Origin of the sequence: Bradyrhizobium sp. LA2.1 (assembly GCF_040547725.1) — a bacterium.
GTDB lineage: Bacteria > Pseudomonadota > Alphaproteobacteria > Rhizobiales > Xanthobacteraceae > Bradyrhizobium > Bradyrhizobium barranii.
In genome coordinates, this window is sequence record NZ_JBEPQI010000034.1 from 40,092 (window position 1) to 63,067 (window position 22,976).

Genomic DNA, 22,976 nt, shown 5'->3' on the forward strand with positions numbered 1-22,976 from the left:
GATAAGTCTCTAAAACAGACGCATGCTCGGACGCATCTTCACGGTTGGTGGTTACACGCTGCTCTCGCGGCTGACGGGATTTGCCCGCGACATCATGCTCGCGGCGATCCTGGGCGCCGGCCCCGTGGCCGACGCCTTTTTCGTGGCGCTGCGGCTGCCCAATCATTTCCGCGCGATCTTCGCCGAGGGCGCCTTCAACGCCGCCTGGGTGCCCGCCTATGCGCATGTCCATGGCGAGCGCGGGGAGGGGGCGGCAAAATTGTTCGCCGACCGCATCTTCACGCTGCTGCTGGCCTCGCAGGTGGTGCTGCTGATCGTCGCCTGGCTGTTCATGCCGCAGGCCATGAGCATTCTGGCGCCGGGCTTTTCCGAGGATGCCGAGCAGCGCAGGCTCGCGATCGAGCTGACACGGATCACCTTTCCCTATCTGCTGCTGATCACGCTGGTGACGCTCTACGGCGGCATGCTCAACGTGATGCAGCGCTTTGCCAGCGCCGCGGCGGCATCGATCTTCCTCAACATCTCCATGATGATGACGCTGGCGCTCGCCGCCTGGTTTCCCAGCGCGGGCCACGCCGCCGCCTGGGGCGTCCTGATTTCCGGCTTCCTGCAATATTTCCTGCTCGCGGGCGATCTCGCGCGCCATGGCGGCCTGCCGCGCTTTGCGCCGCTGAAGCTCGACGAGGACGTCCGCAGCTTCTTCAAGGCGCTTGGGCCGGCGACGCTGGGCTCGATGGGCACACAGGTCGCGCTGTTCGCCGACACCATCATCGCGACCTTCCTGCCCGCAGGCGCGCTGTCGGCGCTCTATTATGCCGACCGCCTCAATCAGCTGCCGATCGGTGTGATCGGCATCGCGATCGGCACGGTGTTGCTGCCCGAGATGTCGCGGCGGATCACCGCCAACGATCATGACGGCGCGATGAAGGCGCAGCGCCGCGCCTTCGATTTCACGCTGCTGTTCTCGGTGCCGTTCGTGGCGGCCTTCATCACCGTGCCCGACGCGATCATGCGTGCGCTGTTCGCCCGCGGGGCGTTCTCGAAGGCCGATGCCGCCGCCGCCGGCGCCACGCTCGCGGCCTATGCCATCGGCCTGATCCCCTTCGTGCTGATCCGCAGCGCGGTCGCGACCTTCTATGCGCGCAAGGATACGGCGACACCGGTCCGCGCCTCGCTGACGGGCATCGCGGTCAATGTCGCCCTGAAGGTGGCCTTGATGGGTTCGCTCGCCCAGATCGGCCTTGCGCTGGCGACAGCTGTCGGTGTCTGGACCAATCTGCTGCTGGTGCTGTTCTTCGCCGTGCGGCGAGGCTTTCTCGTGCTGGACCGCGCGTGGCTGATGTCGCTCGCCAAATTCCTGCTGACCGGACTGATCCTCGCCGCCACGTTCTGGCTGATCGCGCGCTTCAGCGGTTCTATGCTGGGCTCGATGCACTTCCGCGATGAGCTGATGCTGGTGCTGCTGGCCGTCGGAGGCACCATCGTCTACGCGCTCGCGATCCTCATCCTGTTCGGCCGCAGCTGGTTGGTCTCGCTGGTGCGTGGCTAGGCCTGTATCAATCCGACGGGCCAAAGCCTGCTGCAGCAGGCGAGACACGCCGGAAGCAGCCATCACGTATATGGCTCTCCTCTGGTTCCCAGTACATGGTAACGTTTAACCTCGGTCGAGTTCGAAAGGGTGCGGTCTCACCAACGGTTATGCGATGACCAGACGGGCGAAAAAGGCGACCTCGCCGCGGAAAGGGCGGGTTGGTGCTACCCTTGCGTCTCCCAGTTTGCAGGGTCGCGCGCAGGACATTGCGCTGATCGATCACCTGATCGAACGGATCGACCAAGGTGGATCCACTCTTGTTATCAGCGGTGAGCCCGGCATCGGAAAATCTGCGCTCCTCGATGTTGCCAGACACAGGGCCAGTGAACGCGGCTTCACCGTCTTGGGCATGACCGGCGTCCTCGCCGAGGTCCATTTGCCGTTTGCAGCACTTGAACAGGCCTTGCGTCCGCTGATGAAAGGGGCCGAGGGCCTTGTCCCTCGCCAGCGATCGGCCTTGCTGGCCGCTTTTGGCATGCATGACGACGCGGGGCCGCCCGATATCTTCCTGGTTGCGCTCGCGACGCTGTCTCTTCTGAGCGAAAGGGCGACGCGCGAGCCTCTGCTGCTTGTTGCCGACGATGCCCAATGGCTGGATCAGGCGACATTTGAGGTGCTGGCCTTCGTCTCGCGCAGACTGAGCTCGGACCCGATCGTTCTCGTGGTCGCCATGCGCGACGACTTCAAGAGTTCGCTTGGCGACGCCTCCACCCTGAGGCTGCGCCTTTCAGGGCTCGATCAAGCCGACGCCGAGCGCTTGCTGGACGCCAACGCGCCGGGCCTTCCGGCGGAGCTGCGCAGCCGCTTCCTTCGGGAGGCCTCGGGCAATCCGCTGGCCCTTGCGGAGCTGCCCCGCGGAGAACGAGCCGCTGGAGATGCGCCGTGGCTTCCGCTGACCGACCGGCTCGAGCGCGCCTTCTCCAGTCGCTTGTCCGACCTCCCGCACATCGCGCAATTGCTGTTGTTCGTGACGGCGGAGAACGACGGGACATCGCTCCACGAAATCCTTTCCGCCGCCGAAGCCGTGTTGGGCGAGCGCGTGGGTATCGCTGCCATCGCGCCCGCGGTCGCCGCGAAGCTCATCGAGATCAACGGGACGGAGGTGAGGTTTCGGCATCCGCTCGTTCGCTCCGCCATGCACCAGGCCGCCGACCCGGCGACCCGCCAAAGGATCCACGCCGCGCTTGCTGCCGTGATTCACGATCAGCTCGACCGCCAATTGTGGCATCGTGCCGCAGCAACGATCGGACCTGACGACGAGCTCGCCGGCGAATACGACCTGATGGCGGCGCGCGCGTTGCGGCGCGGCGCCGTGGCGATGGCGATCGAGGTTCTGGAAAGCGCGGCACGGCTGAGCAGCACGGCGAAGGCGAGAGGCGACCGGCTGTTGCGAGCGGCCGAACTCGCCGCCGATCTGGGGCAGCCGGAACTCATGGAGCGCCTGCTGCGGCAGGCCGACATCGACGAGACGAACCAGTTGGCGCTGGTCCGGATCGCCTGGTGCCGTGAGATCAGCCAGCCCCCGGCGGTCAACGATCCCGCAAAGATTCTCGCATTGATCGGGTTCGCCGCGAAAGCCCACGCCGCCGGCGCGATCGATCTGGCCGCCAATCTTCTTTGGCGAGCCGCGCAACGCTGCTGGTGGAGCAGCGCAAGCGATGAACTCTGCACAAGGGTTCACGATGCGGCTGCGCGGCTGGAATTGCCTGACGGGGACCCCCGCCTGATCGCGATATCCGCTTACGTCGAGCCGCTGCGGCGGGGGGCGGACTTGTACCTCAAGCTTCAGGGGCTCGCGGGAACGGCGCACGGCGATCCCACCGTTGCGAGCATCCTCGGCAGCACCGCCAATGTCATCGGGACCTTCGACATCGGCGTGAACTTTCTCGCCGAGTCCAGTGCCGTGCTGCGCATGCAGGGACGGCTCAGCGATCTCGCCCGGGTGCTTTTCGCCCAAGGGTGGGCGGAAATGGAAGTCGGTGACTGGCGGGGCGCCATGAGGGAGGCCGAGGAATCCGCCCGGCTTGCCGAAGAGACCGGCGGGCTTCCGTGGATTGCCGCAGCCACGATCCTGAAAGCCAGGCTCGCAGGAATGCAAGGCAATCTGGAGCAATCCGAAGCGTATGCGGCGCAGGCGGAAGCCCTGGCCCTGTCCATCGGCGCGAGTTTCCTGCTGGCCATGTTGCAGATCGCACGAGGCGTATCCGCAATCGGCGCGGGCCGTCATTGGGAGGCCTTTGAGCATCTGCGACGCCTGTTCACGCCGGCCGATCCCGCTTTCAATTTCGGCCTTCAGTTCTTTGGCCTCGCGGATTTCGTGGAGGCCGCCGTGTCGTCCGGCAATGCGGACGAGGCGAGCCGCGTGCTTGATGAGATCGAGCGCGCCTCGGCTCCGACGCCGGTGCCGTGGGTCGGGACGATGCTGCAATATGGCAAGGCGTTCCTCGCAGCGCCGGAAGATGCCGAGCCGTTCTTCCTGCAAGGTCTTGGACTGCAAGGTCCTGGACTGCAAGGTCCTGGACTGCAAGGTCCTGGGCCGGCCGCGAAGAAATGGCCGTTCCTGCGAGCCCGTTTTCTCCTGGCCTATGGCGGATGGCTGCGCCGCCAGCGCAGATCCGCCAATGCGAGGGCTCCGTTGCGCGAGGCACGCGACATGTTCGATGCGCTCGGCGCTTCGCCCTGGAGCGATCGGGCCCGCGAGGAACTGCGAGCGTCGGGCGAAACCAGCCGCCGGCGAACCGAACAGGTGTGGGACACGTTGACCCCGCAGGAGCTTCACATCGCGCAACTCGCCGCCGAAGGTCTCTCGAACAAGGAGATCGGCGCCAGACTGTATCTGTCCCACAGAACTGTCGGGTACCACCTGCACCGGATCTTTTCGAAGGCCGGAATCACCTCGCGGTCCGGGCTACGCCCCGTTCTCGCAAGCATCAGCCGCCCCGCGGACTGATCGCCGTCCCGTCATCGGACTGGTCATTTGACAGAAGCGGCAGCCCCTCCGCGCGGGCTAGCTGTGCGAGTGCGTCTACCCCCAAGCAAAAGTTGACCATGAAACTGTTCTCTTCACTCGCAATCCTCAGCCTCGGAGCAATCCTCATGACCCAAGCCGCCGATGCGGCCCCAGACGCCGGGACCGACCCCCGGATCGATCCCCAGGTTCGCGCCTTCCTGCGCGAGATCAACAAGGATCCGAGCCCGTTCTGGGAGCTGCCCCAGCCCAAGCCGCAGGACATCCTGACGGAGCTTCAGAACAAGACGCCAGTCGACATGTCGGGGGTGAACACGACCGAGCAGACCATCACCCAGGATGGTCAGTCCGTGAAGATCTACATCATGAAGCCCGAGCACGTGACCGGAAAGCCCGGCGTACTGCTGTTCATTCACGGCGGTGTCTGGATCGTCGGCAATTTCCAGAACCATCAGCGTCTGTTGCGCGACCTGGTGGTCGGCTCCGGCCAGATCGGTGTTTTCGTTGAGTACACGTCCCTGCCGAAGGCGCGCTTTCCCACGCAGCTCGACCAGTCCTATGCGGTGCTGAAATGGGTGGCGAGCCACGCCGAAGAGTTCGGCGCGGACGGTAGCCGGATCGCGGTGGCCGGCAATTCGGTTGGCGGCAACATGACCGCGGCGTTGTCGCTGATGGCCAAAGACCGCAGCGGACCCAAGATCAGCTATCAGGTCATGATGATCCCGGCGACCGACGCCAGTGTCGACACCGCATCCTACCACGAATATGGCACGGGACGATTTCTCGCCCGCGCCTTCATGAAATACGGCTGGGATCTGTACGCGCCGGACGCGGCGACGCGCAACAACCCCTACGTCTCGCCGCTGCGCGCCAGCCTGCAGCAATTGAAGGGGCTTCCCCCGGCTCTTGTCATCACCGCAGAGAACGATCCGCTGCGCGACGAAGGTGAGGCTTACGCGCGCAAGCTCAAGGAGGCCGGAGTGTCCGTGATCGCGACCCGCTACAACGGGATGATCCACGACTTCGTCCTGCTGAACGGCATCCAGAGCGACCCCGAGCCCAAGGCCGCGATTCGGCAGATGTCGGCGGAGATCAAGGCACATCTCGCGCCTTGATCTAGCCTTGGAAGAGCAGGCGGCGACACCGTCGCCGCTTGCTACGTTTTGATTGATCCCGAACTTATGATTGCGACGTTCTCGCGCAATGCCCCGGTGACTGAATAAGTCCAGTCGGTTGATGTCTGCAGCAACTTGCCAAGCCCAGTTTTGCGATTCTCGTCGGCTCACAGTCTCAAGGCCGACATCACGGCATCGGTTGGTACAGCCAGAATCGTCAATCTTGGTACTTTTTTATAGCCAGGCGCAACGCATCTACTCGCTACGACCGTGGATCGGAGCGAGCCCGATCCATCGGGCTTGGCGGGAGTTCCGATCGGTGCAGACAATTAGATCGCCGACACGGAGACAGGAGTTCCACACTGCCTGGCATTTTGTGGAAAGCCGGCGCGTGCGCGCTCCCTCACATTTCCACCGAAGAGACAAATGACCAAGGAGAAAATCTCATGAAGGCGATCGTTGTAACGGAGCAAGCCGCAGGAACGGCCGGTATGAAGCTGGTGCACCGGCCCGAGCCGCAGGCAGCGATAAACGATGTCGTCGTCCAGGTTCATGCGTCGAGATTTATCCCGACTGAGCTTGCGTGGCCCTCGAGCTGGGCCGATCGCCTTGATCGCAACCGAACGCCATCGATCCCTGGGCACGAGCTGGCCGGAGTGGTCTCTGCCCTTGGATATGGAACGACGGGGCTGTCGGTGGGACAACGGGTGTTCGGCCTCGCGGACTGGTATCGCGACGGCACGCTGGCCGAGTACGTGGCAATCGAGGCGCGCAACCTTGCGCCGCTGCCGGGCGACGTCGACTTTACCGTGGGCGCGAGCCTGCCGATCTCGGGCCTCACCGCGTGGCAAGGGCTGTTCCAGCACGGTCGCCTACAGGCGGGGCAGAGCGTGCTGGCACACGGGGCTGCAGGCGCAGTCGGGTCAATGGTGACGCAACTCGCACGAGCGGCCGGAGCTTATGTCATCGGCTCCGGACGTGCCGCCGATCGTCAGACAGTGCTCGACCTCGGCGCGAAGGAGTTCGTCGACCTCGACAACGACGCACTGGAGGACATCGGCGAAGTCGATCTGGTGTTCGATGTTATCGGTGGTGAGATCCAGAAGCGGTCCACAGCACTCATTCGAGCCGGGGGAACACTGGTGTCCATCGTCGGGCCGCTGGAAGCGCGGCCTTCCAACGGGCTGGCGATCGACTTCGTCGTCGAGGCTGATCGTGCCCAACTGAGTGAGATCGTTCAGCGGGTGCGGGACGGACGACTGCGGACCAACATCGGCAACGTCTCGACCCTCGACGATGCCGTCGCCGCCTTAAATTCGACCGAGCGACGTAAGGGAAATATGATTATCCGCGTTCGTCCCTGAGCGACGCACGTCCGTTGATGCGCGCAGCCGGCCGGCTCGTCCGGGTCGGCCGGCTGTTGAGAATGTCCCAGGGGGCAATGGCCGCCCTCTCGGAGCGGTCGTAAACGTCCGCTTTGGAATGCCCCTCGCGTAGGGGACATGAACCGTCGCGTCGAATGAGCGAATTCGTCGGAGCGAGGGACTCGCCTCCAAGGTGCAACCGACCTCCGCACATCCCTTGATTTTGCACGATTGCCGTGGTATTGGCGCCGCATGATCAAATCGTCGCGCCATTTCAACCGCAACCACATGACCCGCTTCGGCTGGGCCGTGGAAGGAGTCGCGCGCTAGGAATTCGACGACGACATCTTTTCCACCAGGCCCCGCCGGCATCGGACGGGGCCTTTTGTTTGGCCACGCTCCCTGCCGGCACAACAGCAGGAGCATCCGATGCCACCCCAACAGACGGACATCTCATCCGAGATTGAGCGCGATGCCGCGAGGCTTCGGCTCGACCTCTCCATCGTCTTGAGACTGATCAAGCGATACTGGCGTGCGTTTCAGGAGCGGCGGCAGCGCCCGCAGGTCGCATTGCAGGACCTGAGTGACAGGGAGCTGATGGATATCGGCTTGACGCGTAGCGAGATCGACTACATCACGCCTGAACGCGCTATCGATACGCTGAGAGATCGCGCCACGGATCTTTGGAGGCGGGGCGTGATATAGGTGATCAACCGTCAGAAGCGGAGATACGCTTTGCGAACAAGCGGCAGTCAGCACGACTACTTCTTAGGAGTGCACCGCGGGACGAGTTCGGCAACTATCGTGCCATCAACCGGACCGTTCCTCACAGGGAAATGACCGGGCTGCGGCGTTTTCGTCGCATCCCGCTCTGACAGGCGAGGCACCGGGCGAGCCTGCGCGGCCTATGCCCGCCTAAAGCCGTTTGCCTTGCCACTTTTTCCACGGCAATATGCCCGCAAAACAACCATGAGGACGGGATAAGAAAATGGCGGCTCCCATCAAGTTCGGCGTTGGCCAAAGCGTGCTGCGCAAGGAGGATGACGCGCTCATCCGCGGCAAGGGCCGATATACCGACGATTATGCGCCGCAGGCCGCGCTTCGCTGCCTGATGCTGCGCTCGCCGCACGCGCATGCCAAATACACCATCGATGCGAGCCGGGCTCGCACGCTGCCGGGCGTTGCGCTGATCCTGACCGCCGATGACGTCAAGGACCTCGGCAATCTGCCCTGCCTGTTCAATCTCGAGACCGATCCCTTCACAGGCCCGCCTTACCCGATCCTCGCCAAGGACGAGGTGCGCCATGTCGGCGATTCCATCGCCTTCGTGGTCGCCGAGACCATCGACCAGGCCCGCGACGCGATCGAGGCGATCGAGGTCAAATGGAGCCCGCTGCCGGCGGTGACCGGCGTCGTCAACGCCGTCAAGAAGGGCGCGCCGCAGGTCTGGCCGGACAAGGCCGGCAACGTGCTGTTCGACGTCTCGATCGGCGACAAGGCGGCGACCGAAGCTGCCTTTGCCAAAGCGCATGCGGTGGCCGAGATCTCCATCGTCAATCCGCGCGTGGTCGCGAGCTTCATGGAGGCGCGCGCGGCCGTCTGCGAATACGACGCCAAGCGCGATCATCTGACGCTGACGGTCGGCAGCCAGGGCAGCCATCGCCTGCGCGACATCCTCTGCCAGAACGTGCTCAACATCCCGACCGAGAAGATGCGGGTGATCTGCCCCGACGTCGGCGGTGGGTTCGGCACGAAGCTGTTTCCGTACCGCGAATACGCCTTGATGGCGGTCGCCGCGCGGCAGCTCAAGAAGGCGGTGAAATGGGCGGCCGACCGCACCGAGCACTTCATGGGCGACGCGCAGGGCCGCGACAACGTCACCACCGCCAAGATGGCGCTGGCCGAGGACGGAAAATTCCTCGCGATGGATTGCGACCTGATGGGCGACATGGGCGCGTATCTGTCGACCTTCGGCCCCTACATTCCGCATGGCGGCGCCGGCATGCTGCCGGGCCTCTACGACATCCAGGCCTTCCACTGCCGGGTGCGCACCATCTTCACCAATAGCGTGCCGGTCGATGCCTATCGCGGCGCGGGCCGTCCCGAGGCCGCTTACGTCATCGAACGCCTCGTGGACGCGTGCGCGCGAAAACTCGACATGACGCCGGACGCCATCCGCCGCAAGAATTTCATTCAGCCGAAGGCGCTGCCGTACAAGACCGCAACAGGCAAGGTCTACGATTCCGGCGACTTCGCCGCGCATCTCAAGCGCGCGATGGAGATCGGCGAGTGGAAGGAATTTCCCAAGCGCGCCAAGGCGGCCAAGAAGAATGGCCTGATCCGCGGCATCGGCCTTGCGAGCTATGTCGAGATCTGCGGCGTGATGGGCGAGGAGACCGCCAATGTGCGGCTCGATCCCAACGGCGACGTCACCGTTCTGATCGGCACGCAGTCGAGCGGGCAGGGCCACCAGACGGCTTATGCGCAGATCGTCGCCGAGCAGTTCGGCCTGCCCCCGGAGCGCGTGCACGTGCGCCAGGGCGACACCGACGAGATCGCCACGGGGCTCGGCACCGGTGGCTCGGCCTCGATCCCGTCAGGCGGCGTCAGCGTCGAGCGCGCCACGCGCGAGCTTGGGCAGAAGCTGAAGGAGATCGCGGCGCAGGCGCTGGAAGCCAGCGCCGGCGACCTCGAGCTCTCCGATGGCGTGGTGCGGATTGCCGGCACCGACCGTTCAATGTCGTTCGCCGATCTCGCCAAGCGCGGGAGCGCCGATCCATCGAAGCTCAACGGCAGCGCGACCTTTGCCAGCGCCGACGGCACCTATCCGAACGGCACGCATCTGGCGGAAGTCGAGATCGATCCGGCGACCGGCATCATCAAGATCGTCAACTACGTGATCGTCGACGATTTCGGCAAGACGCTCAATCCGCTGCTTTTGGCGGGCCAGGTGCATGGCGGCGCCATGCAGGGCATCGGCCAGGCGCTGATGGAGCAGGTGGTCTACGGCGCCACTGACGGGCAACTGATCACCGCGACCTTCATGGACTACGCGCTGCCGCGCGCGGCGGATGGTCCGGACTTCGTATTCGAGACCAGCAACGTTCCCTGCACGACCAATCCGCTGGGCGTGAAGGGGGCGGGCGAGGCCGGCGCGATCGGCTCCTGTCCGGCCGTCGTCAACGCCATCGTCGACGGGCTCTGGCGCGAATACAAGATCGACCACATCGACATGCCGGCCACCCCGGAGCGGGTGTGGATCGCCGTCAACGAGCACCACCGCCGTCACAGCCTTTAATCTCGAGCTCGACCAAATAATCCATAGTGCGACGATCTATCGCCGCGCTTTGGATGGAATGAACTCTGCCAATCGGTGTTGGCCCAATGTGGGGTCAGCACGATCCTGTCTCAGGGAAAGGGATTTTGCGAATGAAGCGAGTGTTGGTTGTTGGGGGCGCGCTGCTGCTCGGCATGGGCGCGGTTTGGGCGCAGCAGGACTCCGTCAAGGAGGTCCAGACCCTCATGAAGGGCAACGGCAAGAACGCCGGCGCGGTTGCGGCGATCGTCAAGGGCGAGAAGCCTTACGACCAGGCCACGGTGGATAGCGCGCTGGCGCAGTTCGCGGATACTGCCAAGAAGCTGCCGAACCTGTTCCCGGCGAGCGCAAAGGGCCAGAAGCCCGAGGGCGACTACAGCGCCTCGCCGAAGATCTGGGAGGACAAGGCCGGCTTCGACGCCAAGATCGCAAGCTTCGCCAAGGTCGTCGGCGAGGCCAAGGGCAAGATCAAGGACCTGGATTCGCTCAAGGCGACTTTTCCCGCGGTCGGCAAGGAATGCGGCGGCTGTCACGAGACCTTTCGTGTGAAGAACAGCTGACGCGGAGTCGGCAAAAAGTGAGGGCGGATGCGCACGGCATCCGCCCTTTTTGCGTTGTGTGCGGGCGCCTCGGTTGACTCGTACGCGTTTTCGGTCGGACGCGCATCTGGGCGGATCGAAGGCGAGCGCAATTGCTCAGCCGGATCCTGAAGCTTTTCGAGCGGCAGGCCTGCGAGTCTCTTTTTCGAGTAACCACCCCAAAGCCTTCGCTGGGTTCAACCAGCGCACCTCATCGATCTGTTCGGCGAGCGTCAGCGCATGAACGGTCAGTACCTCAATGTCCTGAGGATTGACGTCCGCCTTTTCCAGCACGTGTATGCACCGGTTGATCGCCGCCAGATCGAGCTGAAGTTGCTCGACACTTGAGTGGTGATGTTTGGCCCCCACGACTTTCCATGGTCTCCTTGCGCGCACTTTTTTCTCCCCATACGCGGTCACGCCTTCGTGAGTGCTGTTTGTGGCGGCAACACGAAAATGGATGGACGGAATCGGGGATGTTTGCGGGCGGCCCGTCATAGGTAGGGCCGCGGCGGGGGAGGCTCGGACCATTGCGTTGAGGTGCCTCGGTGACCGAGGCATCGATTCGTCGAACCACACCAAGGGCAAAATTTGTTTGCGAGGCCTGGCTGATCGCTGTCGGGGCGCCACGTATGGGCTTATCTTCAATCGCAGCCGCTGCGACGTTGACGAGAGCTGTCGGATGCAGGCGCATCCGAGTCGTGTGCTTCGATCGCAGAGTTCCAATTCGCGGCGAGAATCTGAATCAAAACAGCGAGGCAGGCCATGGTCAAACCGTTCCCGTCGAAGACGCACATCGGCAACCATATGCTGCATCCTGAAACGCTGATGCTGACTTATGGCTACGATCCGCAATTGTCGGAAGGCGCCATCAAGCCCCCGGTGTTCCTGACCTCCACCTTCGTGTTCAAGACGGCCGATGACGGGCAGGACTTCTTCGATTTCGTCGCCGGCCGGCGCGAGCCGCCGGAAGGGATGGGCGCGGGGCTGGTCTATTCGCGCTTCAATCACCCCAACAGCGAAATCGTCGAGGACAGGCTCGCGATCTACGAGCGCACCGAGAGCTGCGCGCTGTTCTCATCCGGCATGGCGGCCATCGCAACCACGATCCTGGCGTTCGTCCGTCCCGGCGATGTCATCCTGCACTCCCAGCCGCTCTATGGCGGGACGGAAACCCTGCTGACGAACACGCTTGCGCGCCTGTCGATCGGCGCCGTCGGCTTCGCCGATGGCGTTGATGAAGCGGCGGTCAGCCAGGCCTCGGAGGAGGCCATGCGCAAGGGCCGGGTCTCGATGATTCTGATCGAAACTCCGGCCAACCCGACCAACGGGCTGGTCGACGTCGCGATGATGCGCCGTGTCGCCGACGCCATCGGCAAGACCCAGGGACACATTCCGATCATCGCCTGCGACAATACGCTGCTCGGTCCGGTGTTTCAGCGGCCGATCGAGCATGGTGCGGACATTTCCCTGTACTCGCTCACGAAATATGTCGGCGGTCATTCGGACCTGATCGCGGGTGCCGCGCTCGGCGCGAAGGCGATCGTGAAGGGCATCAAGGCGCTCCGGGGCGCGATCGGCACCCAGCTCGATCCGCATTCCTGCTGGATGATCAACCGCTCGCTCGAGACGCTGAGCCTGCGCATGGAAAAGGCTGACAGCAACGCGCGCCTCGTCGCGGACTATTTGCGCGATCACCCCAAGGTGGCCAAGGTTCACTACCTCGGCCATCTCGAGAAGGCTTCGCCGGCCGGAGGGGTGTTCGCGCGGCAATGCCTGGGGGCGGGCTCCACCTTCTCGTTCGACATCGTCGGCGGCAAGGACGCGGCGGTGAAATTCCTCAACGCGCTGCAAATCCTCAAGTTGGCAGTGAGTCTTGGCGGAACGGAGTCGCTTGCGAGCCTGCCTGCAACCATGACCCATTCCGGCGTTCCCGCCGACATCCGCATGAAAATCGGTGTGCTCGATTCCACGATCCGGCTGTCGATCGGCATTGAAAACCCGTCGGACCTGATCGCCGATCTCGCGCAGGCGCTGAACGCGGCTTGAGGGCGTAGCCCCGGCATTGCCGAAGCGTCCCCAAGTAACGCAATGAGGTCGGCCATGCCGCCGCTCGCGCGAGCCAAGGTGCCAAGCCGTTGGTCAGGCTGGTATCTTCTGGCAGGCCGAATGGCTCCGGACTTACGCTCCGCGCGAATGGCTCACGATGTCTCGCGGGTCGATATCGCGGCTGGAGGCAACGTAGTCGATCTCGCCGCGCGTCGTGCCGATGTCCATCAACTCCCGGTCACTCAAGCCGGACAACGTGCCGCGCAATCTCTGGCGATCGCGACGTGCCTGAAAGACATCCCAGTACTTCCGGATCAGGCTGCGGACATGCCGGGACGATATGGACGCCCGTTCCGGCCACATTGTACCTTGGATCAGGGTCATTGCGGTGCCTTCGGAGGGTGTTTTTCACCCCGAGAAGGTGCCCGAAGACCGACGCGCGTGCTTGACCGATAGCTTACATTTTTCCTACCGGCAGCTTATTCTTGCGACGTCCAGCGGGCCCAAAAGCCCACCCCGGTCGTCCCGGAGGGCTCACCCAAGGGATTCGCACCGTGCGCTATCTCTTTGAGGAGTATGCATTCGACGCCGGTCGGCGAGAGCTGCATCGCGGAGCGGATCGGATCTCAGTTACGCCACTGGTGTTCGATCTCCTCGATTACCTGATCCGCAATCGGGAGCGCGTCGTAGGCAAGGATGAACTCATCGATGCCATTTGGCAGGGGCGCTGCGTGTCCGATGCTGCGCTGACGACCCGCCTCAACAGTGCGCGATGCGCGATCGGGGATTCTGGCGAAGAGCAGCGGCTGATAAGAACACTGCCACGCAGAGGCTTCCGCTTCGTGGGGCAGGTCCGGGAAACGCTTGCCGCCGAGGGCGCAGCGGCCGCCGACGGCGGAGCCGAGACGCCGAAACCTGCGCTCTCGCTCCCCGACAAACCCTCGATCGCGGTCCTTCCATTCGCCAACCTGTGCCCGGATCCGGAGCAGGACTATTTTGCCGACGGTATGGTCGAGGACATCATTTCGGGACTGTCGCGTTCGAAGTCTCTTTTCGTCATCGCGCGACATTCGACTCTGGCCTCCAAGGGGAGGGCGATCGACGTCAAACAGATCGGTCAGGAGCTGGGCGTTCGCTACGTGCTCGAAGGCAGTGTGCGCAAGGCCGGCAATCGAGTCCGAATCGCCGGTCAGTTGATCGACGCGGCGACCGGCCTGAATCTCTGGACGGACCGGTTTGACAGTGAGATCGAAGATCTTTTCGACCTGCAGGATCGGCTGACAAGCAGCGTCATCGGCGCAATCTCCCCGCGACTGGAGCGCGCCGAAATCGAGCGCGCCCAACGCCAGCCGACCGACAACCTTCAGGCTTACGACTATTATCTTCGGGCATTTGCCTCCTTCTTCAAATTCACCGAGGAAGCAAGCATCGAGGCTATCGAGCTCGCAAAAACTGCCCGCGAGATCGATCCCGAATTCGCGCGTGCATACGCGCTCGGCGCCCGTTGCTATGTCCTGAGGAATGTTTTCGACTGGATCACTGATGAAGCCCATGAACACAGTGAAGCAGCGCGGATGGCGAGGCGGGCGGTCGAGCTTGACCCGAACGATCCGTCGGTGCTTGCGATGGCCGGACACGCGCTCTCCCAGGTGGCAGGCGAGGTCGAGGAAGGCGATGCTCTTCTCGTGCGCGCGATAAAGCTGGACCCAAACCTCGTCATCGCACGACATTGGAACGGTTGGAGCCAACTCTGGCTTGGTCGTGGTGACGCCGCAATCGAGCAATTCAACACCGCATTGCGTTTGAACCCGCTTCATCCGCATGGGGGCGCCAATGCCCAGACGGGCTTGGCTTACGCTCATTTTCTTGCTGACCGTCATGATGACGCCTTGGCTTGCGCGGCAGCCGCCATCAGGCTGATACCGATCTTTCCGCCTGCGCAATTCATTCTGGCGGCATGCCATGCGGCGTCAGACCGGGTTGGGGAAGCCCGGCGGATTTGCGACCGTGCGATGCAACTATGTCCCAATAAGCGTATCGATGCGTACACACGGCGATACCGCCGACGGGACGATGTCGAAAAGCTGACGCAAGCGCTCCGGGTTGCCGGCATGCCGGAATGAGCGTGCGCGGCCACCTCGCGGCGTGCGGAATCGAAAAGGCCGGACGCTCCCTCCGGCGCCCGGCCTTCGCGTACGAAGCAGCCTTGAGGTTACTTCGTCACCTGGCCGCGGATCTCGCCGCCCGGATTGGCCGCGGTGTGGATGTTGACGTAGAGCTTGCCGGCGAGCAGATCGGCGGCCTGCGCATCGGTCAGCGTCGCCGAGCCCTCGACCGGGCTGGAGGTCGCATTCGGAATCGCGACCGCGACGCCGGCGTTCTTGCCGGCCTCGGCCGGCCCGTGGAAGTGAGCGGCTGTTGCCGGGCCGGACAGACCGGAATAGGTGACCTTCCAGGACAGCTTCTTGCTGGCGGCATCATAGTCCAGATCGGCGGTTCCGGCGCCGCTGGTGGTGGTTGCTGGCACCTCGGATTTGCCGTCGAGCGTTGCTTTCAGCTTTTCGGCGCCGGCGGGGGCTGCAAAAGCTGCGGCGCCCAGCGCGACCATGGCGATGACGGTCTTGTTCATGACATTCTCCCTGAGGCCTCGTTGGCCCTGCCAACCTTCCAACATTGGCCGTTTCAGTTTATTCCCGAATCCGGCCGGGGCGGGCTAAATTCTTCGTGGCTGGAGCCGCGTGGACATCGGTCATAAGTTCGCGGCAAGCAATGAATGGATCTGCATGTTGCAACGAACAATTGTCGTGGCGCTGCTTGCCGCGGTCGCTGCTGCGGGCGTCTATTGGTGGCTCAGCGCGCCGGTGGTGGCGGCCGGTGCCGCCGCGCCTGCCCATGTCCCCAATCTCGCCAATGGCGAGGTGATGTTTAACGCCGGCGGATGTGCGTCCTGCCATGCCGTCCCCGACCAGCCCGATCGCACCAGGCTCGGCGGCGGCGTCGCGATCAAGTCGCCGTTCGGAACGTTCTACGCGCCGAACATCTCCTCCGATCCGACCTACGGCATCGGCAAATGGACCGACGCCGATTTCGTCAACGCGGTCATGCATGGGGTCTCGCCGGACGGACAGCATTATTTCCCGGCCTTTCCCTACACGTCCTATCAGCACGCCAGGCGCGAGGACGTGCTCGACCTCTTCGCCTATCTGAAAACGCTGCCGCCTGTTGCAGGCAAGGTGCGTGACCACGACGTGCGCTTTCCGTTCGACATCCGGCGCAACATCGGCATCTGGAAATTCTTGTTTATGGACGGAAAACCTTTCGTCGCCGACGGCACGAAGTCGCCGCAATGGAATCGCGGCGCCTATCTCGTCAACAGTTTCGGCCATTGCGCCGAATGCCACAGCCCGCGCAACGCGCTTGGCGGCATCATCTCCGGAGAACGCTTTGCCGGCGGACCCAATCCGGAAGGCGAGGGCTGGGTGCCCAACATCACACAGAAGCGTCTCGGCGAGTGGAGCGCGAAGGATATTGCCTATTTTCTCAAGACCGGCGAATTGCCCGACGGCGACAGTGTCGGCGGCGCGATGACGCGCGTGATCAAGAACACCTCGCAATTGCCGGACGAGGACCTCGCGGCGATGGCGGAGTACATCAAATCGCTGCCTCCGGTGGACGGGCCGCCGCGGCCGAAACGCAAGGAAGGCGGCGCCTGAAGCAGGCCCTTTCCAATCGACGCGCAGTCAGCTCGCGCCAAACGCCTTGAAGGTGATGATGGTCAGGGTGTCCTGGATGCCCGGCAGCACCTGCACCTTCTCGTTGATGAAGTGGCCGATGTCGGTGTCCTTGTCGACGTAGAACTTCACCAGCAAATCGTAATGGCCGGCCGTGGAGTAGATCTCGGAGGCGATCTCGGCTTCGGCAAGCGCGTTGGCGACCGTGTAGGACTGGCCGAGCTTGCATTTGATCTGGACGAAAAAAGGAACCATTGCAGTCACTCCGAAGCATATCTGGCGGCTAATAGGCCAAAATCGGCCGGATTTAGCAAGCGAACTTGCGGGCCACCGGGGTGCGCGCTAGGACGGGTGATGGTCTCAAAAACGCGGAAAATCGCCCCATGACGACGCCCGTGGCGCTCACCATCGCCGGCTCCGATTCGAGCGGCGGCGCCGGCATCCAGGCCGACCTGAAGACCTTTGCCGCGCTCGGCGTCTATGGCGCCTCCGCGATCACGGCGCTGACGGCGCAGAACACGAACGGCGTCACCGGCATCCACGCGGTGCCCGCCGAATTCGTCACCGCGCAGATCGATGCCGTGTTTTCCGATCTCGAGGTCGGCGCGGTGAAGATCGGGATGGTGGCGCAGGCCGCCAGCATCGATGCGATCGCGGCGGCGCTGTCGCGCTGGAAGCCTCGCCATATCGTGCTCGATCCCGTGATGGTCGCAACCTCCGGCGATCGCCTGCTCGCCGCGGAGGCCGTGGAAGCCCTGCGCAAGAAACTGATGCCGCTGGCGTCGGTGATCACGCCTAATCTGCCCGAGGCCGCGGCTCTGCTCGACGAGCCCGTCGCGACACGCGAGGCCGAGATCGAGAGCCAGGGGCGCCGGCTGCTGGCGCTGGGCAGCCGCGCGGTCCTGATCAAGGGCGGGCACGGCGAGGGCGCCGAAAGCATCGACTATCTCGTCGATGCCGACAACACGATCGCGCTTGCGGCGCCGCGGGTCGCCACCCGCAACACCCACGGCACGGGGTGCTCACTGTCCTCGGCCGTCGCGGCCGGGCTTGCCCGGGGCGAGGATCTCGAGCGGGCCGTGCGGAGCGCCAAGGCCTGGATCAGCGCAGCGATCGCGGCCGCCGACCGCTTCAGCGTCGGCCACGGCCACGGGCCGATCCATCATTTCCACAAATTTTACTGATCCGGGCCGCCAGCGGCGCGCGGGACCGCTGCCGTTAACCTGATCAGCCATCGGTTCCGGGGTCTTGCGGAGGCCGTTGCGGCGTCATGTCGCCTGATTGTCGCATGCGACTGATATTCGCGGGACGGGCGAGGCGAGGTTTGATTCGTATCCGAGGGTGCCTCAAAGATTCATTGGTCATCCCCCTGTCACGGGATATTGTTACAGGCTGTCGCATGGGAAGTTACGATGTGAGTGACGAGAGCCCTGAAAGGCGCTTTCGCACGTTGTTCATCTCCGACGTTCATCTCGGAGCCCGCGGTTCTCAAGCCGACCTGCTGCTCGACTTCCTGCGATACCACGATGCCGACACGATCTATCTCGTCGGAGACATCGTCGACGGCTGGGCGCTGAAATCGAGCTGGCACTGGCCGCAATCGCATAACGACCTGGTCCAGAAGCTGCTGCGCAAGGCGCGCAAGGGCGCCAAGGTCATCTACATTCCCGGCAATCACGACGAGTTCCTGCGCAACTATTACGGCACGCATTTCGGCGGCATCGACGTGGTCGAGAACACCGTCCACACCGGCGTGGACGGCAAGCGCTATCTCGTCATCCACGGCGACATCTTCGACCTCGTGGTGCAGAACGCGCGCTGGCTCGCCCATCTCGGCGACAAGGCCTATGACTTCGCGATCCAGATGAATCGCTTCGTCAACTTCTTCCGGCGCATGTTCAAAGTGCCCTATTGGTCACTGTCGCAATGGGCCAAGCAGAAGGTCAAGAACGCCGTCAACTATATCGGCGCGTTCGAGCAGGCGCTCGCCGCCGAGGCGCGGCGTCACGACGCCGACGGCGTGATCTGCGGCCACATCCACTATGCCGTGATCCGCGACGAGGGCGGCATCCGCTACATGAATTGCGGCGACTGGGTCGAGAGCTGCACGGCGCTGGTCGAGCATGACGATGGTCATTTCGAGATCATCACCTGGGCGGATCAGGCGCGGAAGCCGGCACAGGTCCCGCAGGTCGCAGCAAGGGCCGCTTGATGCGCATCCTGGTCGCGACCGACGCCTGGCACCCGCAAGTCAATGGTGTGGTTCGGACGCTGACCAAGCTCGCAGACGCCGCCGAGGGGCTCGGTGTCGAGTTCACGTTCCTGACGCCGCAATCGTTCCGCACCTTCGCGATGCCGAGCTACCGCGACGTGCGGCTCGCCATGCCGCGCCCGGCGCGAATCGCGAAGCTGATCGAAGAGGCGCGCCCCGACAGCATCCACATTGCGACGGAGGGGCCGATCGGCCTGATGGTCCGCCGCTACTGCCGCCAGCGCAAGCTGCCGTTCACGACCAGCTTCCACACCCGCTTTCCCGAATATGTCCGCGCCCGCGTGCCGGTTCCGGAATCCCTGATCTGGCGAGCGCTGCGCCGATTTCACGCGCCCAGCCGCGCCGTGATGGCGGCAACGCCGGCGCTCGCCCGCGAGCTTGGCGAACGCGGCTTCGACAACGTCGTGCTGTGGCCGCGCGGCGTCGACACCAGCCTGTTCCACCCCCGTGGGATCGACCTCTGCCTGCCGGCGCCGGTGTTTCTCTCGGTCGGCCGGATCGCAGTGGAGAAGAACCTCGAGGCGTTTCTCGATCTCGATCTGCCCGGCACCAAGGTGATCGTCGGCGACGGCCCGGCGCGGGTCGCGCTGGAAGAAGCCTATCCGGATGCGATCTTCCTGGGCGAGAAGCACGGCGAGGCGCTGGCGGCAATCTATGCGGCGGCCGACGTGTTCGTGTTCCCCAGCAAGACCGACACGTTCGGCCTGGTCCTGCTGGAAGCGCTCGCCAGCGGCCTGCCGGTTGCGGCCTTCCCGGTGAAGGGCCCCCGCGACGTGATCGGCGATGCACCGGTCGGCGCCCTCGATCACGATCTGCGCAACGCCTGCTTCGCGGCGCTCGACGTGTCCCGGCAGGACTGCGTCGAATTCGCCGCCAACTACACCTGGGATGCCTCGGCGAGGGCCTTTGTGGACAGCATCAAGGCGGTTGGCGCGGTGCTTCCAGGCAGGAATGGGGCGGAGCCGGTTAGTTTCGTAGCCTGAAAACCAAGGTTCATCGCGCGCAGGTGTCTTGCCCCGCGCCTCGTCCGGCGCGATAACATTGGGTATGACCGAACAGCTCCTCCCGATCGGCCCTGCCGATATCGATGCAGCAGCGCGCGTGATCGCGCCCTTCGCCATCCGCACCCCGCTGTTGTCCTTTCCCGTGCTCAACGAGCGCGTCGGCGCAAAGGTCTTCCTGAAGCCGGAGATGCTCCAGCGCACCGGCTCCTTCAAGTTCCGCGGCGCCTTCAACAAGGTCGCCTCGATCCCGCAGGACAAGCGCGCCGGCGGCGTCGTCGCGTTTTCGTCCGGCAACCACGCCCAAGGCGTGGCGGCCGCGGCAAAGATCCTCGACATGCACGCGACCATCGTGATGCCCGCGGATGCGCCGCTGTCGAAGCGCGAGCGCACCAAATCCTACGGCGCCGAGGTGGTGCTGTACGATCGCGATCGCGACGACCGCGAGGCGATCTCGCGCGGCATCGCCGAGAAGCGCGGCGCGACGCTGGTCAGGCCCTATGACGATCCGTTCGTGATCGCGGGGCAGGGCACCGCAGGTCGTGAGATCGCGGAGGACATGGCTGCGCTCGGCCTCAGCCCCGACATCGTGGTGGCGCCGGCCTCCGGCGGCGGCCTGATCGCGGGTGTCGCCACGGCAGTGAAGGCGCGCTATCCGCTCGCCGAGATCGTGGTGGCCGAGCCCGAGGCGTTCGACGATCACGGCATTTCGCTGACCGCCGGCCACCGCGAGCCGCATGGGCCTGCGGGCCGCACCATCTGCGATGCGCTGATGGCCCTGATCCCCGGCGAGATGACCTTTGCGATCAACAGCAAGCTCTTGGCGCGCGGCGTGACGGCATCTGACAAGGAAGTCGGTGCGGCCGTGGCCTTTGCCTATCGCGAGCTGAAGCTCGTGGTCGAGCCGGGCGGTGCTGTCGGTCTTGCCGCACTGCTGGCAGGACGTCTCGACGTCGCCGGCAAGAACGTCGTCATCGTACTCTCCGGCGGCAATGTGGATGCGGATCTGTTTGCCGAGCTGGTTGCTTAGGTTTCGGACCTTCTAACACGAGGAAGGGGCAGAGCGTCGCCGCTCTGCCCCTTTGTCGTTTCGCTTGTGGCGATCAGCGCATGAAGCCGCGGTGGTTGTTGCCGCCGCCCATCGAGGGCGCCTGGTTCATCGACTGCCGGAAGTTGTTGCCGCCGTTGTTGACCACACGGTTGGTCGCATTGAATTGCGGGCGGTTGTTCTGCTGGTTGTTCTGGACCTGCACCTTGTTCACCGGGTTGTTGTTGAGCTTCACGCCGTTGTTGACGCGGATCGGGTTGTTCTGCGTCTGAACGACCGGCTTCGTATCGACAGTCGTGCCACCCTTGCCGATATTCACCGGCATGCTGACGATCTTGCCAGGCGTGCCTTTGGTCGTGCCGTTATTCTTGCTGCCGCCGTTCTGCGTATTGTTGGTCGCGGGCAGCGTCACGATCTTGCCGGTGCCGCCATTGGTGTTGGTCGGTGCAGGCAGAGTGACGATCTTGCCCGGGGTCTGCGACGGCGTGCCGTTCGGCTGGTTGTTGCCCGCCGGCAGGTTGACGACCTGACCGCCATTGCCGAGCTTGCCGATGACGTTGCTGTCCACCGGCTTCTGCACGACCGGCAGATTGCCATTCATCTGCCCACCGCCATTGCCCTGCTGCATCAGCGGCATGTATTTGGGCTGGCCGAGATTGCTGACCTTGAACGTCGGAGCAATGTTCTGCGGCGCCAGGAACTTGGTCGCCTGCATCAGGGGGATCAGCTTTGGCTGCACCTGGAGCTTCAGCGCGGATTGCGCATAGGGGCTGTTGCCGTAGCTGTCATAGAAGCTCTTGTAGCCGAGCGGGGAGTTCGCGAGCACCGCCTTGTGCCAGGCCTGCGTGATCAGCAGGTTGTTGAGCAGCCAGCGGATGTGGTCGCACAGCGGGTCGTGCGGGTACATCTGGATGAACTCCTGATAGTACTCCGGCCGTCCCTCGGACACGACGTAGTCATAGGCCTGGCGCGTCGAGCGGCTCGGCAGGTTGGAGGCCACCTGCACGACAGGCGCATTCACCGGCGCGCGGTTGGCGGCGACAGCGGTGTCGCCGAAGAAGGTGAAGTCCGAGGTCAGCGACGAGCTTTCCCACGGGATCTGCGCGCCGCTGGTGGTCTGGTTCACTTCGAGGCGCACGCGCTTGAACAGCTGCTCGATCGGCACGTTGGGTTCTCGCGCGACGTTGAGGAAGGCTTGGGTATAGGGGCTGTGGCCGTTGGTGCCGTCCTGTGCTTCCGCGCCCGGCGCGGTCGAGTAGCCGACGATCGAGCCGTTCGGCGCATCGACGATGGCGAGGCCGCGGCCGGCGTCGTTGACATCAGGGAACGGATTGTTGCGGCAGGCATCGAGGATGACGATGCGCATGCGGCTCGGGATCGTCTCCAGCGTCGACATCACGTCGACCAGGCGCACCGAGTTGCTCACGAGCTCGGTGGGGTTCGAAACCTTGGCATCGACGGGAACGAGATAGTTCTCGCCGGCGAGCTGCACGCCGTGACCGGCGTAGTAGACCATGGCGACAGTGTTCGGACCCCGCGCGGAAACCTTGGCGGAAAAATCCTGGACGACGCGGAGCATGTCGTTCTGGGTCAGGTCGGTCGCGGCGACCACCTCGAAGCCGGCTGAGTTCAGGAACTGCGCCATCGACTCCGCATCATTGTCGGGGTTTTGGAGCTGCGGCGCGTTCTTGTAGTTGGAATTGCCGATCACCAGCGCCACGCGCTGTTCCGGGCCTTGCAGCGCGGTCGGGGCAGGCTGGACCGGGGCGACTTGCGCGGAAGCAGGGCCGCAGGCGAAGCCGAACAGGCTTCCCACGAGGCTAGCCGTCATCAGGAAAGGCTTTAGGCGGAACATGGCGTGCTCCTCTGGCACTCATCTCGATGCGAGATTGGTTGCGAGGAAGCTTGGCCGCGTTCGAGCCCGTGGTCCGTGATCGCAATCA

At 64.0% G+C, this 22,976-nt stretch carries 19 protein-coding genes; 14 read left to right on the forward strand and 5 right to left on the reverse strand.

The genetic code is table 11. The annotated features are described in order from the left end of the window. Positions 1 to 22 precede the first annotated feature (22 nt). From murJ to ABIB95_RS41720, 7 genes are all read left to right on the forward strand, one after another. Positions 23 to 1,549 (forward strand): murein biosynthesis integral membrane protein MurJ, encoded by a 1,527-nt coding sequence (murJ, locus tag ABIB95_RS41690; RefSeq protein ID WP_354248490.1) that lies wholly within the window; start codon positions 23 to 25, stop codon positions 1,547 to 1,549. Between the two features lie 154 nt (positions 1,550 to 1,703). After that, complete coding sequence (locus ABIB95_RS41695; RefSeq protein ID WP_354248492.1) at positions 1,704 to 4,541, forward strand: helix-turn-helix transcriptional regulator; 2,838 nt, start codon at positions 1,704 to 1,706, stop codon at positions 4,539 to 4,541. A 146-nt stretch (positions 4,542 to 4,687) separates the two neighbouring features. Beyond that, the gene (locus ABIB95_RS41700) at positions 4,688 to 5,674 is read left to right on the forward strand and encodes an alpha/beta hydrolase (RefSeq protein ID WP_259256765.1); all 987 of its coding nucleotides are present in this window, start codon (positions 4,688 to 4,690) and stop codon (positions 5,672 to 5,674) included. A 446-nt stretch (positions 5,675 to 6,120) separates the two neighbouring features. Then, positions 6,121 to 7,038 carry an NADP-dependent oxidoreductase gene (locus ABIB95_RS41705; RefSeq protein WP_354248494.1) on the forward strand — a complete coding sequence of 306 codons (918 nt, stop codon included), beginning with the start codon at positions 6,121 to 6,123 and terminating at the stop codon, positions 7,036 to 7,038. Between the two features lie 429 nt (positions 7,039 to 7,467). Next, complete coding sequence (locus ABIB95_RS41710; protein WP_166342701.1) at positions 7,468 to 7,743, forward strand: DUF1127 domain-containing protein; 276 nt, start codon at positions 7,468 to 7,470, stop codon at positions 7,741 to 7,743. Between the two features lie 283 nt (positions 7,744 to 8,026). After that, entirely contained in the window at positions 8,027 to 10,336 is a 2,310-nt protein-coding gene (locus tag ABIB95_RS41715; protein WP_354095703.1) for a xanthine dehydrogenase family protein molybdopterin-binding subunit, read from the forward strand. Positions 10,337 to 10,467: 131 nt separating this feature from the next. Next, on the forward strand, positions 10,468 to 10,914 hold the full coding sequence (locus tag ABIB95_RS41720) for a c-type cytochrome (protein WP_028153044.1): 447 nt from the start codon (positions 10,468 to 10,470) through the stop codon (positions 10,912 to 10,914). 135 nt (positions 10,915 to 11,049) lie between these two features. Here ABIB95_RS41720 and ABIB95_RS41725 read toward each other — a convergent pair whose 3' ends face one another. Next, entirely contained in the window at positions 11,050 to 11,430 is a 381-nt protein-coding gene (locus ABIB95_RS41725; protein WP_354248497.1) for a hypothetical protein, read from the reverse strand. A 267-nt stretch (positions 11,431 to 11,697) separates the two neighbouring features. On the opposite strand from ABIB95_RS41725, the gene ABIB95_RS41730 reads away from it, so the two are divergent. Continuing rightward, complete coding sequence (locus ABIB95_RS41730) at positions 11,698 to 12,981, forward strand: cystathionine gamma-synthase family protein (RefSeq protein WP_354248499.1); 1,284 nt, start codon at positions 11,698 to 11,700, stop codon at positions 12,979 to 12,981. Between the two features lie 132 nt (positions 12,982 to 13,113). Here the strand turns inward: ABIB95_RS41730 and ABIB95_RS41735 are convergent, their stop codons facing one another. After that, the gene (locus tag ABIB95_RS41735) at positions 13,114 to 13,365 is read right to left on the reverse strand and encodes a DUF1127 domain-containing protein (protein WP_085405857.1); all 252 of its coding nucleotides are present in this window, start codon (positions 13,363 to 13,365) and stop codon (positions 13,114 to 13,116) included. A 170-nt stretch (positions 13,366 to 13,535) separates the two neighbouring features. Here ABIB95_RS41735 and ABIB95_RS41740 point away from each other — a divergent pair, with 170 nt between their 5' ends. After that, a complete protein-coding gene (locus ABIB95_RS41740) occupies positions 13,536 to 15,104 on the forward strand; it encodes a winged helix-turn-helix domain-containing tetratricopeptide repeat protein (protein ID WP_354248501.1) in 1,569 nt (522 codons plus the stop codon). 89 nt (positions 15,105 to 15,193) lie between these two features. Here ABIB95_RS41740 and ABIB95_RS41745 read toward each other — a convergent pair whose 3' ends face one another. Further along, positions 15,194 to 15,610 carry a CHRD domain-containing protein gene (locus ABIB95_RS41745; protein WP_166099426.1) on the reverse strand — a complete coding sequence of 139 codons (417 nt, stop codon included), beginning with the start codon at positions 15,608 to 15,610 and terminating at the stop codon, positions 15,194 to 15,196. Between the two features lie 154 nt (positions 15,611 to 15,764). Between ABIB95_RS41745 and ABIB95_RS41750 the strand changes: the two genes are divergently transcribed. Then, entirely contained in the window at positions 15,765 to 16,694 is a 930-nt protein-coding gene (locus ABIB95_RS41750) for a c-type cytochrome (RefSeq protein WP_354248503.1), read from the forward strand. Positions 16,695 to 16,721: 27 nt separating this feature from the next. Here the strand turns inward: ABIB95_RS41750 and ABIB95_RS41755 are convergent, their stop codons facing one another. Further along, positions 16,722 to 16,967 (reverse strand): Lrp/AsnC ligand binding domain-containing protein, encoded by a 246-nt coding sequence (locus ABIB95_RS41755; RefSeq protein WP_014493934.1) that lies wholly within the window; start codon positions 16,965 to 16,967, stop codon positions 16,722 to 16,724. 128 nt (positions 16,968 to 17,095) lie between these two features. Here ABIB95_RS41755 and thiD point away from each other — a divergent pair, with 128 nt between their 5' ends. From thiD to ABIB95_RS41775, 4 genes are all read left to right on the forward strand, one after another. After that, positions 17,096 to 17,896, forward strand: a complete 801-nt coding sequence (gene thiD, locus ABIB95_RS41760; protein ID WP_354248505.1) for a bifunctional hydroxymethylpyrimidine kinase/phosphomethylpyrimidine kinase — start codon at positions 17,096 to 17,098, stop codon at positions 17,894 to 17,896. 215 nt (positions 17,897 to 18,111) lie between these two features. Next, on the forward strand, positions 18,112 to 18,924 hold the full coding sequence (locus ABIB95_RS41765) for a UDP-2,3-diacylglucosamine diphosphatase (protein WP_028153339.1): 813 nt from the start codon (positions 18,112 to 18,114) through the stop codon (positions 18,922 to 18,924). Then, complete coding sequence (locus tag ABIB95_RS41770; protein ID WP_354248507.1) at positions 18,924 to 19,967, forward strand: glycosyltransferase family 4 protein; 1,044 nt, start codon at positions 18,924 to 18,926, stop codon at positions 19,965 to 19,967. Before ABIB95_RS41765 ends, ABIB95_RS41770 begins: the two co-directional genes overlap by 1 nt. Before the next feature lie 64 nt (positions 19,968 to 20,031). Then, entirely contained in the window at positions 20,032 to 21,015 is a 984-nt protein-coding gene (locus ABIB95_RS41775) for a threonine/serine dehydratase family protein (RefSeq protein ID WP_028153337.1), read from the forward strand. A gap of 73 nt (positions 21,016 to 21,088) precedes the next feature. Here ABIB95_RS41775 and ABIB95_RS41780 read toward each other — a convergent pair whose 3' ends face one another. Then, a complete protein-coding gene (locus tag ABIB95_RS41780; RefSeq protein WP_354248509.1) occupies positions 21,089 to 22,888 on the reverse strand; it encodes a caspase family protein in 1,800 nt (599 codons plus the stop codon). Positions 22,889 to 22,976 lie beyond the last annotated feature (88 nt).